An 11589-nucleotide genomic window follows, 5' to 3' on the forward strand; every position below is an offset into this window, starting at 1 on the left:
CCCTCGGTCCCGCCGGGCGGCCGGCGCCCGGTTAGGGGGGTCGGGGGCTTACTGGGTGGTTGCTTACTCCCGGGGGGGGGGGCGGGCGCCCCCCCCCCCCCCCCGGCCCGTCGACGTCGAGCAGGCTCGCACAGCCCTGGCAGACGCGGGCTTCGACGACGCAGAGGTCACCACGGCGGGCGAGGGCGACATTTCCGTACGCACCGGAAATCTCGACAACGAAGGCGAACACGCCATGCGTACCGCCCTCGAGGAAGAGGGCGGCAAGACCACCAAGGTCCGCGACGAACTCATCGGTCCCAGCCTCGGTGACGAGCTCCGGCGCAACGCCCTGATCGCACTCTGCATCGCCGTCCTCGTGCAACTGGCGTATCTGGCGATCCGGTTCCGCTGGACGTTCGCCGTGGGCGCGGTCGCGGCGCTGGTCCACGACGTCATCATCCTGGTCGGCGCCTTCGCCTGGCTCGGCCGAAGCGTCGACGGCATCTTCCTGGCCGCACTCCTCACCGTCATCGGATACTCCGTCAACGACTCGGTGGTGGTCTTCGACCGGGTGCGGGAAATCTGGGCGAAGGCCCGGCGCGTACCCGTCGCCACTGTCGCCAACCGGGCCGTTCTCCAGACCGTGCCCAGAACGATCAACACCGGAATGGGCGCTCTCTTCATCCTGACCGCACTCGCGGTGCTGGGCGCCGACTCCCTCGCGGACTTCGCGCTCGCCCTGCTGATCGGCATCTGCGTCGGCACCTACTCCTCGGTGATGACCGCCGTACCCGTCGCACTCGTCCTGGAACGGAGCAGCAAGGCCCCGCCGCCCGCCCGGAAACGCGCTCCCAGGCGCCGGTCCGGCACGAAGGCGGCGCGCCGGGATCCGCTCGACAACGGGGCACGCGTATAGCGGCTCCGGGACGCACGCCGCCCCCGCCCCCTCGGGAACCCAGGTTTCCTTCCGGGGCGGGGGCGATGTGCTGATGTTCGTGCAGTCCTGGCAGTCCTGGCCGTCGCGAGCACCGCCACGATCGTCGCGGCACGTGCCGATGCCCCCTGGGTCCGCCCGGCCGTCAGAAAGTGAGGGACCGCAGATGGTCGGCGGTCGCCCGGTCGGCGGGCAGGAACGTCTCGATGGCCAGCTCGGCCACCGTCACATCCATCGGGGTGTTGAACGTCGCGATGGAGGCGACGAACGAGAGCACCTGCCCGCCGTGCTCGATACGCAAGGGCAGTGCGAAGGGCAGGGGCGACGAGGCGCCCGCTCCCGCGTTCTCCCCGACAGGGCTCCCGGTGCCCCCGGCGCCCCCGTCGCTCCCGGCGGTCTCGGCATCCGCCGCCCTGTCAGTACCTTCCGGTGCGGGATAGCCCGCGACCTCCTCGTACAGCTCACGTAGCTGGGCAGACCGGGCCAGGGCGATCTGACGCTCCATCTGCGCCAGCAGATCGGCCCGCCAGTCCCGAAGATTACGGATGCGCGGGGCCAGGCCCTCCGGATGGAGAGTAAGCCGCATGGCGTTCAGCGGCGGGGCCAGCAGATGCCCGGCCACGCCCTCCAGCAGCATCTGGATACCCCGATTGGCCGCCACCACGTTGTACATACCGTCGACGACGAGCGCCGGGTAGGGGTCGTACCCCTGGAGCAGCTGCTCCATCCCCTCGCGCAGCGCACCCAGAGCCGGGTCGTCGAGCGCGGTCTGCGCGTAGCGGGGCGCGTAACCGGCCACCACCAGCAGGGTGTTGCGTTCCCTGACCGGGATGTCCAGATGCTCGGCCAGCCGCAGGACCATGTCCTCGCTGGGACGGGAGCGGCCCGTCTCGATGAAGGAAATGTGCCGGGCCGAGGAATCCGCGCGGAGCGCCAGCTCCAGCTGGCTGATCCGACGCTGCTCCCGCCAGCTGCGCAGCAGCGGCCCTACCCCCGTGTCAAGCGCGACAGTTGTCATACCCAGACCGTAACGTCACCGGCACCGCCGGCCGACACCGCCCGACCGGCACCGATCGCTTGTGAGGGAGCCGCAGCATGCCCGCCGCACCACTGTCGCAGCAGGAGATCGAGGACCGTCTGGGCGACCTGCCCGGCTGGTCGCTGGAGGGGGACCGGATCACCTGCACCTACCGGCTCCGCACGCATTTCGCCGCTCTCGGGCTGACCGTGCATGTCGCCCAGATCCAGGACGAACTGAACCACCACTCCGATCTGACGCTCGGATACAACACCGTCACCCTTTCCGTGAACACCCACGACGCGGGTGGTGTGGTCACCGAGAATGATCTGAACCTGGCCGCGCGGGTGGTGGCGATCGCCCCCGGGCACGGGGTGAGGTAGCCGGATGGGCGGGCACGCCGCTGGAGCGGTGGCAAAGAATCGGTGGATCCGGACCCGCAGGGCACCCGCAGCTTCCTGCTCACGGTTCGTACGGTGCACCTGGCCCGACGGGGCGACCCGTGCTGACCTGCTAGGTTCCCGGGACACAGCGGACCGGGCAGGCCGGTGCGCGGGGACCGGGGAGCGGGAGACGAACGCATGGGCGTATCCCTGACCTGGCTGACCCGCCGCCGCGAGCTCGGGCTGACCGTGCTCGCGGGCCGCAGTGCACTCGACCGCGAAGTGGTGTGGGCGCACAGCATCGAACTGGCCGACCCCACCCCCTGGCTCAGCGGCGGCGAGCTGCTGTTGACCACCGGCCTGAGGCTGCCCGGGACACCCGCGGGGCAACGCGCCTACGTGGCACGGCTGGCCGGTGCCGGCGTGGCCGCCGTCGCGTTCGGCACAGGCCTGTCCCATGCGCAGGTCCCGGCCGCCGTGGTCGCGGCAGCCGAGGAGGCCGGACTGCCGTTGCTCGAAGTACCGCTGCCCACACCCTTCGTCGCCATCACCAAGGCCGTGATGGAACGTCTGGCGGAGCAGAGTTACCGGGACTCTTGCAGAAGGCCCCGGCGTTCACGCCGGGGATGAATGCGTCTCAGGGTTGCTCTGACCTGCAGTCCAGAGCGGGCGTTTTTGCTGCTTGATGTACTGACGGACGATCGCTGGCGGTGCTCCACCGCAGGATGTCTAGAAGTATGAGGCGACCACAGAGCCTCGTGCGTGATGGCGCTGTTGATGTGGCCGGTGAACTCCGCGCCTGTGGTCGTTCTCCTGATTCATGAGACCAAGCGTCGTAGGGTCTTGGTTGTGCAGCTTCGTTACAACTTTCGGGCTTATCCGGATGCCTCCCAGTGCCGTGCGCTGGACCGGGCGTTCGGGTGCGCTCGGGTGGTGTGGAACGACTGCTTGCGTGACCGGAAGGAAGCGCACGCGGCGGGGCTGCCGTATGTGACGTCGGCCCAGTTGTCCCGGCTTCGTATCACCGAGGCCAAGCGCACCGAGGAACGGGCTTGGCTTGCCGATGTGTCGGCGGTCGTTCTGCAGCAGTCCCTTCGGGATCTCGACACCGCCTACAGGAACTTTTTCGACAGTTTGAAGGGAAAGCGGCAGGGCCGGAAGGTCGGGGCGCCCCGGTACAAGTCGAAGAAGGACACCCGGCAGTCGATCCGCCTCAACACCAACGCCTTCTCCGTGAAGGAGAACGGCACGGTGTATGTGGCCAAGGTCGGCGATCTCAAGGTGAAATGGTCGCGTCGGCTTCCGGCCGCGCCTACGTCCCTGACCGTCACCAAGGACAGCTCGGGGCGGTACTTCCTCAGCTTCGTGGTGGACACCGAGCCGGACATCCTTCCCGAGGTGGAGACGGAGTCGGGTATCGACCTCGGTCTGTCCGCCTTCGCGGTCCTGTCCGACGGCCGGAAGATCGACAGCCCGCGCTTCCTGCGCAGGGCGGAGAAGAAACTCAGGCGTCTTCAGCGGGAGCTGTCCCGCAAGGCCAAGGGGTCGAAGAACCGGGCCAAGGCCCGTATCAAGGTCGCACGCCAGCATGCCAAGGTCGCGGACCGGCGCCGGGACTGGCACCACAAGGTGTCCACGCAGATCATTCGCGACAGCCAAGCGGTGTATGTGGAAGATCTCGCGGTGTCCGGTCTCGGCCGTACCCGGCTCGCCAAGTCCGTGTACGACGCGGGGTGGTCCGCGTTCGTGGGCATGCTGGAGTACAAGGCGGTCAAGCACGGCCGCACGTTCGTCAAGGTGGGGCGTGCTTTCCCGTCCTCCCAGGTCTGTTCGGCCTGCGGATTCAGGGACGGTCCCAAGCCCCTGCACGTCAGAGAGTGGACGTGCAAGGAGTGTGGGGCCGTGCATGACCGTGACCACAACGCAGCCCGCAACGTCCTGTTCGAAGGACGTCGTATCGTCGCCGCCGGACGGGCGGAGACGCTAAACGCCTCGCAGAGCGCCGGTAGGACCAGGGCGAAAGTCCCGGCACAGTGCGTTGAAGCAGGAAGCCCCCGGAAGGGTCGCGCGGCCCAGGCCGGAATCCCTGGACTTCAGGCCAGGGAGCACGTCAAGAGGGGGTCGTGCACGCTTCCCGGATCCAGCTCCGGATGACCCGTGCCGCGCTGCGCGGCGCCGCCCGGGGCACCACGTCAACGGCCTCTTCCTGCGCATGCTCCTGGACGGGACGGTGTCCGCGCCCACGGCCCGCGGCCATCTAACCGAGGCCAGGTTCCCGGTGCGGGACGGAATCAGCGTGCTCGTGCTGCGCGGTGGCAGCCCCCGGCGGGCGCTGAACGCTGCGGGCAGCGTTCTCGCAGAGCGGGGTCTGCCCCGGTTCGGCACCGTTCACGACGGGTGCGCGGTGCTGCTTCTGCCGGGCGACGGGGCGGTGCAGGCCCGTGCGCTCACCGACGGCGCGGAGGCCCGGCTGAGGCCAAGGCCCCATGCCGGGCTGAGTAACACCCATGGGCTTCGTGATCCCGGCCGCCACCGGCCCGGCACGCGACAAGTCGCCTCGCGCAAGGACGCGTATCGAGAGGAAGGCCCATGCAGCACACCACGGTGTACGTCCGCGGCTCGCGGACGGTGACCCGGTGAACGCCTCCGTTGCCGGACCCTTGTCCGGTGTCGTGGTCGCCGACTTCGGGCGGGTGCTGGCCGCCCCGTACCCCGTCAAGACGGGCGTGGCACTGGTCGACGTACTGACCGGCCTGCACGCGGCCGTGGGGGTCCTGGCGGCGCTGCGTCACCGCGACGCGACCGGCGAGGGCCAGCACGTCGAGGTGAATCTGCTTTCCTCACTGCTGTCGAGCATGGTCAACCAGGCGGGTGGGTACACCCTGGCCGGCGAGGTACCGGGCGTCCTCGGCAACCGCCACCCGTCCATAGCTCCGTACGAGGTGTACCGGGCTGCGGACGGGCCGCTGGTCGTCGCCGTCGGCAACGACCGGCAGTTCCTCGCTCTTTGCCTCGGCCTGGGCGCGGAGGAGCTCGCCGCCGATCCCAGGTTCATCTCGAACGCGGACCGGGTCGCGCACGTCGATGCGCTGGCGGAGGAGATCTCCGCGCGGCTCGCCCTGCGTACCGCCGCCGAGTGGTTCGACCTGCTCACCCCGCTCGGGGTGCCCTGCGGTCCGGTCAATGACCTCGCAGGTGCCTTCGATCTCGCCGAACGTCTGGGCCTGTCCCCCCGGGTCACACCGGCCGACGCGGACCCCGACGCCCCCATGCGCCTGGTGGCCAACCCCATCGGGCTGTCCCGTACCCCGCCGCGTTACCAGCGGCGCCCGCCGCGGCTCGGCGAGCACACCGAGGACCTCAGGCGCTGGCTGGACAGCTGACCGCCCGGCCGGCCCGCCTCCGCACACCGCACCCATTTCGATCCGTACCAGCAACAGCACGTACCCAAGGAGTCACTCCATGCCCCCGGCCAAGCGCCTCAAGGACCCGCTCGACCTGCTGGACATCGCCTCCCTGCTCACCGACGAGGAGCGCGAGATCCAGGCCACCGTCGCCCGGTTCCTCACCGAGCGGGTCCGTCCGCACATCGGCCAGTGGTTCGAGGACGCACACTTCGCCCGCGAACTGGCCCCCGAACTCGGCAAACTCGGTGTCCTCGGCATGCACCTGGACGGCTACGGCTGCGCGGGCACGGGCGCGGTCAGCTACGGACTCGCCTGTCTGGAGCTGGAGGCGGCCGACTCGGCCCTGCGCAGCTTCGTGTCCGTCCAGGGATCTCTCTCGATGTTCTCGATAGGGAAGTGGGGATCGGAGGAACAGAAGCAGGAGTGGCTGCCGCGGCTCGCCGCAGGTGAAGCGATCGGCTGTTTCGGGCTGACCGAGCCGGACTTCGGCAGCAACCCGGCCGACCTGCGCACCCGGGCCGTCCGCGACGGCAGCGACTGGATCCTGAACGGCTCCAAGATGTGGATCACCAACGGCGGTATCGCCGATGTCGCCACCGTGTGGGCGCAGACCGAGGACGGGGTACGGGGCTTCCTCGTCCCGCGCGGCACCCCCGGCTTCACCACCAGCGACATCAAGCAGAAGATGTCGCTGCGTGCGTCGGTCACCTCCGAACTGCACTTCGAGGACGTCCGCCTGCCCGGCTCGGCCCTCCTGCCCGGGGTCCGGGGACTGCGCGGCCCGCTGTCCTGCCTGAACGAGGCCAGGTTCGGGATCCTGTTCGGCGCGGTCGGCGCCGGGCGTGACTGCCTGCAGGCGGCGCTCGACTACGCCGATTCGCGCATCCAGTTCGGCAAGCCGATCAGCGCCTTCCAGCTCACCCAGCGCAAGCTGGCCGACATGGCGCTGTCGCTCGGCAACGCCGCCCTGCTCGCGGTGCATCTGGGACGTCTCAAGGAACGGGAGACGCTGCGGCCGGAGCAGATCAGCGTCGGCAAGCTCAACAACGTACGCGAGGCCCTGTCCATCGCCCGCGAATGCCGGACCGTACTCGGCGCCAACGGCATCTCGCTGGAGTACTCGCCCCTGCGGCACGCCAACAACCTCGAATCGGTCCTGACGTACGAGGGGACCAGCGAGATCCACACCTTGGCCGTCGGCCACGCCCTCACCGGGCAGGCGGCCTACCGCTGACCCACGCGGCACCATGACGCTCCCTGTGCCCGGCCGGTTTCTCTCACCGGCCGGGCATTGCCCGTCCCCGCACCTCAGCCGGAGCAGGCCCAGAGGGAGCATCGGATACGGCCGACGTCGCCGTGGAATGAGCGCTCACCTGCGGCCCACGGGCACCCGGCAACCCGGGCAGCACTCTTCGAGGCGCTCCACCGGTGCGTCACTGCAGGTCAGAAGAGGTCTGGCCGCGGATGACGGGTATTCAGGACGATGGTGTACGGCTCCTCCCCGAGCCGTGTCAATAAAGACACGCCGCCGCAAGGGGTGACCGGGCATCAGTAAGTCGCCTGGACAGGCTAATGCCGCATCAATTCGCCCATAAATAAGGGTGATTGGCATCTTGTCTGATTATCCGGAAATGGCATTCGGGTGGCTCGTGTACCCCGATCGGCGCCCCGGCGCCGACCCTTCAACGTGTCCGATATGACAGCTATCGGGACCGTAAGTACGTTCAATCACGGGTCGGCTACTCGGTCGACCTCTCTGAGACAGGAGAAGTGACATGGTTACGCGATCAACCGTCGTTACAGCCGCTTGCGCGGCCGCCGCGGCACTGGCCGCCACCGGCATCACCTACGCCTCGGCCGCCTCCTCCGAGCCGGCCCAGGCTGCCCCGGTCGTCCAGCAGGCCGTCGCCCCCGTTCAGGCCGTCACGGGCGGCGAATCCGGCGGAGGCAACGAGGGCAAGGGTAACGAGGGCAAGGGCAACGAGGGCAAGGGCTACGAGAAGGGTGGCGAGCGGGGCGAGGAGCGGGGTGAGGAGCGCGGGGAGCGCCGCGAGCGGCGCCACTTCGAGGGCCGCATCCACATCAACGAGCGCACCTTCAGTGCCAGGGAGACCGGCTGCATCACGGTGGTCAGTGGTCTCGGTTCCAAGAGCCTCAACATCCGCAACGACAGCCGTCGGACCGTCGAGGTCTTCCGTGGGGCGACCTGCGACAACGGTGCCCCGCTGGCCGTCGTCGGTCCCTGGAGCTCCAGCGACGGCGTCCACCCCGGCCGTGTCAAGGGCGGTGTGAAGGTCAAGAACGGCGTCGTCGGCAGCTTCCGAGTGATCGAGCGTCACCACGGCGGTGGCTTCGAGAAGGGCGACTTCGGCGACGACTTCGGCGGCGACTACTGAGACCGGTGATCGCGCACCATCACGATGGCCGGTAATCGAACACCACTGAAACGGCTGGTGGCCGAGTCACCCGCCTGACGCAGAACCCCGGCCCGCCGGAATCGGGCCGGGGTTCCAGTCTGTACTGCCTCGCCATACTAGAGCCGGACGGCGAGGTGCTGCCAACCCGCCCGGAACAGTCGCGTCGCACGCGGCCTCCGAGCCGTTGGCAGGGCCCGGCGGCCGGGGCGACACAACACGTGGCGCCGGCGCGGCAGACGCCGCCCACGTCCCGGCCGCCGGGATCCCGGCCAGGCCCGGAGCCGGGTAACCGATGGTCCTGCCGGGCCGACGATCGAATCCGAACAGAAAGGCTTGGCCGTTAGCCCATGTGGGTGTCGGGCACCGGTTTCAACCTCCACCACTGGCCGGGGGAGTCGGCGGCCTCCCACCGCCGGTAGCGGGCACCGTCCGCCGTGCTGCCTGTACTTCGACGGTGCAGTGGCACGGTTCAGGCGCCGAGATTGAACCCGCCCGGATTCGGGCCGAGACGCTTGCCCTCGTCCAGTGCGGCGAACGCGGCCAGGTCGTCGGCTTCCAGCTCGAAGTCGAACACATCAAGGTTCTCCACGATCCGGGACGGCGTCACGGACTTCGGGATCACCACATTGCCGGTCTGGATGTGCCAGCGGAGCACCACCTGGGCCGGCGTGCGGCCGTGCTTCCGGGCGATGGCGACGACCGTCGGGACTTCCAGGAGACCCTTGCCCTGGCCCAGCGGGGACCAGGCCTCGGTCGCGATGCCGTGCTTGGCGTGGAAGGCGCGCGACTCGGCCTGCTGGAGCTGCGGGTGGAGCTCGATCTGGTTGATCACCGGGACCACGGACGTCTCGCCGAGCAGGCGCTCCAGGTGCTCGGGCAGGAAGTTCGAGACACCGATGGCCTTCGCGCGGCCGTCGGAGTAGATCTTCTCGAAGGCCTTGTACGTCTCGATGTACGCGTCCTTGGCCGGCACCGGCCAGTGGATCAGATACAGATCGACATAGTCCAGACCCAGCTTGTCGAGCGAGGTGTCGAAGGCGCGCAGAGTGGAGTCGTACCCCTGGTCGGCGTTCCACAGCTTCGTCGTGACGAAGAGCTCCTCGCGGGCGACACCGGAGGCTGCGACGGCCCTGCCCGTGCCTTCCTCGTTCTCGTAGATCGCGGCGGTGTCGATGCTCCGGTACCCGGACTCGATGGCCGTCGCGACCGCCTTCGCGGCCTCGTCGTCCGGCACCTGCCAGACACCGAAACCGAGCTGTGGCATCTCGACGCCGTTGTTGAGGGTGATGGAGGGGACCTTGCTCACGAGCGGTCGATCCTTACGTCGTCGGTTGGGACTCTCGTCATCAACAATGAAGGAGTGCCATGCATTCCCCGCCGGCCCGGCGTTCGCCGTATCGTCTGGCTCTCCACCACCAACTGCGACAACAACGGAGGCGAACCGGACGGCGCGGACAAAGCTGTTGTTCCGCATCTCGATCACTTGACATGCTCTTCGGGCTGAAGCCCGAGGATTCTGGCCGTCCCTACCTGTCGCTGTGCCGCTGTGCGGCACGATTGGGGTAGGCGATTCCGTGGCTTCCTGTTTCTTTGCGCTGCGCCAGAACAGGTTCTGGTCTTACCCGCGCTCCGCAGGCCGATACCGCCAGTCCGGCGGCCGCTTTCACGTTCTGTGCGGCGTTGTGGTCCCGGTCGTGATGGGTGCCGCACGCGGGACACGTCCACTCCCGCACATCCAGGGGTTTGGGACCGTCGAGGTGGCCGCAGGTGGAGCAGATCTGGCTGGTGGGCTCGAACCGGTCGATCTTCACGAACGTCCGCCCGAACCGTTCGGCCTTGTACTCCAGCATGTTGACGAACTGCGACCAGCCCGCGTCGTGCACGCTCTTCGCCAGCCTCGTGCGCGCGAGTCCCGATACCGCCAGGTTCTCCACCGCGATCGCTTGATTCTCGCGGATCAGCTTCGTGGACAACTGATGGTGGAACTCTTTGCGCGCATCGGCTACGGCGGCGTGGGCGCGGGCGACCTTCGTGCGGGCCTTCTCCCGGTTCATTCGAACCCTTCTGCTTGCGGGACAGGTCCCGCTGGGCCTTTTTCAGCTTCTTCTCCGCCCGGCGCAGAAACCGCGGGGAGTCGATTTTCGTGCCGTCGGAGAGGACCGCGAAGTGCGTGAGCCCCAGATCGATGCCGATCGCGGCATCGGGTGCCGGCCCCTCCCAGCGCTCCCGGTCCGTGTCAGGATCGGTCTCGACGACGAAGGACGCGAAGTACCGGCCCGCCGCATCCAGGATCACCGTCACACTCGACGGCACCACCGGCAGGCTCCGGGACCACTTGACCTTGATCTCGCCGATCTTCGGCAGCAGCAGTTTCCCGCCATCGGTGATCTTCCAGCGGGCATTCGCCGTGAACCGGATCGACTGCCTGCGGTCCTTGCGCGATCTGAAGCGCGGGGCACCCGTCTTCGGGCCCTTGCGCTCGCCCTTCAGGGAGGCGAAGAAGTTCTTGTACGCGGCCTCCACATCCCGCAGCGCCTGTTGCAGGACAACCGAGGAGACCTCGGTCAGCCAGGCACGTTCCGGAGTCTGCTTGGCCCGGGTGATCAGCCGCTGCGACAGATCAGCGGCGCCCGGGTAGGGCAACCCGGCCTTGCGGGCGTCCTCACGGGTGCGCACCGCGTCGTTGAAGACGACGCGCGCGCACCCGAACGCCCTCGCCAGCGCGACGCGTTGGCCGGGCTCCGGGTACAGCCTGAAGGCGTACCGAAGCCGCATGACCGGCATCCTACATACTTGGGTTATGCCTGACATGGAGAACATCCGTACTGGCCGCCACTGCACTTTCGTGATGCACGTCCATTTGGTCTTTGTGACCAAGTTTCGCCACAAGGTGTTCGGGGACGTCCATCTTCGGCGCATGGAGGAGATCATGCGAGCGGTCTGCACGGACTTCGAGTGCGAGCTCGTGGAGTTCAACGGCGAGGACAACCACGTACACCTGCAGGTGAACTTCCCGCCCAAGGTCGCCGTGACCAAACTCGTCAACTCCCTCAAGGGAGTCTCCTCACGGCGCCTGCGCCAGGAGTTCGACGACCTCACCCCGCACTACTGGCGAGCCAACAAGCTCTGGGCCGGCTCCTACTTCGCCGGCACCGCCGGCGGCGCACCTCTGAGCACCGTCAAGCAGTACATCGAGCAGCAGAACCGGCCCGCCTGACCAGCACACCCCGACTCCCCCGGAAGGCCATCACCGCTTCACGCCCCGCGCCCAGGAACAGCACCCTGCTCCGCAGGGCAAGAGACTGCGCCACTCCGTGGCACAACGAAAGATTCGCTTCACCACCGGCCTGAAGGACTCTGCTGAGAAAGGCGTAAGCCGGGCTGTCAGGCCGCGAGCATGAGGGCTTCGAGGCGGGAGGTGCGGGTTCCGCCGAGTGGGGTGCCGGTC

At 68.2% G+C, this 11589-nt stretch carries 11 protein-coding genes and 1 pseudogene; 8 read left to right on the plus strand and 4 right to left on the minus strand.

The features are described 5' to 3' along the window. A partial coding sequence (gene secF / locus ACH4EW_RS25390; protein ID WP_398260565.1) for a protein translocase subunit SecF occupies positions 1-898 on the plus strand: 898 nt, incomplete at its 5' end. A 163-nt stretch (positions 899-1061) separates the two neighbouring features. Here secF and ACH4EW_RS25395 read toward each other — a convergent pair. After that, positions 1062-1934, minus strand: a complete 873-nt coding sequence (locus ACH4EW_RS25395; protein ID WP_398260567.1) for a helix-turn-helix domain-containing protein — start codon at positions 1932-1934, stop codon at positions 1062-1064. Between the two features lie 77 nt (positions 1935-2011). Between ACH4EW_RS25395 and ACH4EW_RS25400 the strand changes: the two genes are divergently transcribed. The 3 genes from ACH4EW_RS25400 to ACH4EW_RS25410 all read left to right on the plus strand — a co-directional run bounded on the left by ACH4EW_RS25400 (position 2012) and on the right by ACH4EW_RS25410 (position 4471). Further along, positions 2012-2317: a 4a-hydroxytetrahydrobiopterin dehydratase gene (locus tag ACH4EW_RS25400; protein ID WP_398260569.1), complete on the plus strand. Its 306-nt coding sequence runs from the start codon at positions 2012-2014 to the stop codon at positions 2315-2317. A gap of 198 nt (positions 2318-2515) precedes the next feature. Then, complete coding sequence (locus tag ACH4EW_RS25405; RefSeq protein ID WP_398260571.1) at positions 2516-2947, plus strand: PucR family transcriptional regulator ligand-binding domain-containing protein; 432 nt, start codon at positions 2516-2518, stop codon at positions 2945-2947. A gap of 219 nt (positions 2948-3166) precedes the next feature. Next, complete coding sequence (locus tag ACH4EW_RS25410; protein WP_398260573.1) at positions 3167-4471, plus strand: RNA-guided endonuclease InsQ/TnpB family protein; 1305 nt, start codon at positions 3167-3169, stop codon at positions 4469-4471. A gap of 103 nt (positions 4472-4574) precedes the next feature. On the opposite strand, the gene ACH4EW_RS25415 is transcribed toward ACH4EW_RS25410, so the two are convergent. After that, positions 4575-4805 (minus strand): hypothetical protein, encoded by a 231-nt coding sequence (locus ACH4EW_RS25415; protein ID WP_398260575.1) that lies wholly within the window; start codon positions 4803-4805, stop codon positions 4575-4577. A gap of 148 nt (positions 4806-4953) precedes the next feature. Between ACH4EW_RS25415 and ACH4EW_RS25420 the strand changes: the two genes are divergently transcribed. From ACH4EW_RS25420 to ACH4EW_RS25430, 3 genes are all read left to right on the plus strand, one after another. Continuing rightward, a complete protein-coding gene (locus ACH4EW_RS25420; protein ID WP_398260577.1) occupies positions 4954-5700 on the plus strand; it encodes a CoA transferase in 747 nt (248 codons plus the stop codon). A 79-nt stretch (positions 5701-5779) separates the two neighbouring features. Further along, positions 5780-6958: an acyl-CoA dehydrogenase family protein gene (locus ACH4EW_RS25425; protein WP_398260579.1), complete on the plus strand. Its 1179-nt coding sequence runs from the start codon at positions 5780-5782 to the stop codon at positions 6956-6958. A gap of 541 nt (positions 6959-7499) precedes the next feature. After that, positions 7500-8120, plus strand: a complete 621-nt coding sequence (locus tag ACH4EW_RS25430) for a hypothetical protein (protein ID WP_398260581.1) — start codon at positions 7500-7502, stop codon at positions 8118-8120. 490 nt (positions 8121-8610) lie between these two features. Here ACH4EW_RS25430 and ACH4EW_RS25435 read toward each other — a convergent pair whose 3' ends face one another. After that, complete coding sequence (locus ACH4EW_RS25435; protein ID WP_398260583.1) at positions 8611-9447, minus strand: aldo/keto reductase; 837 nt, start codon at positions 9445-9447, stop codon at positions 8611-8613. A 220-nt stretch (positions 9448-9667) separates the two neighbouring features. Next, a pseudogene (locus ACH4EW_RS25440) lies at positions 9668-10916 on the minus strand (RNA-guided endonuclease InsQ/TnpB family protein). Between the two features lie 25 nt (positions 10917-10941). Between ACH4EW_RS25440 and tnpA the strand changes: the two are divergent. Then, positions 10942-11358 carry an IS200/IS605 family transposase gene (gene tnpA / locus ACH4EW_RS25445; protein ID WP_398260585.1) on the plus strand — a complete coding sequence of 139 codons (417 nt, stop codon included), beginning with the start codon at positions 10942-10944 and terminating at the stop codon, positions 11356-11358. The last annotated feature ends 231 nt before the right edge of the window (positions 11359-11589 follow it).

Origin of the sequence: Streptomyces sp. NPDC018000, assembly GCF_044328025.1 — a bacterium.
Lineage (GTDB): Bacteria > Actinomycetota > Actinomycetes > Streptomycetales > Streptomycetaceae > Streptomyces.

Coding starts and splice junctions, on each gene's coding strand:
- ACH4EW_RS25405 (WP_398260571.1), top strand. CDS start 2,516: ATGGGCGTATCCCTGACCTGGCTGACCCGCCGCCGCGAGCTCGGGCTG.
- ACH4EW_RS25430 (WP_398260581.1), top strand. CDS start 7,500: ATGGTTACGCGATCAACCGTCGTTACAGCCGCTTGCGCGGCCGCCGCG.
- ACH4EW_RS25425 (WP_398260579.1), top strand. CDS start 5,780: ATGCCCCCGGCCAAGCGCCTCAAGGACCCGCTCGACCTGCTGGACATC.
- ACH4EW_RS25415 (WP_398260575.1), bottom strand. CDS start 4,805: ATGGGGCCTTGGCCTCAGCCGGGCCTCCGCGCCGTCGGTGAGCGCACG.
- ACH4EW_RS25395 (WP_398260567.1), bottom strand. CDS start 1,934: ATGACAACTGTCGCGCTTGACACGGGGGTAGGGCCGCTGCTGCGCAGC.
- ACH4EW_RS25400 (WP_398260569.1), top strand. CDS start 2,012: ATGCCCGCCGCACCACTGTCGCAGCAGGAGATCGAGGACCGTCTGGGC.
- tnpA (WP_398260585.1), top strand. CDS start 10,942: ATGCCTGACATGGAGAACATCCGTACTGGCCGCCACTGCACTTTCGTG.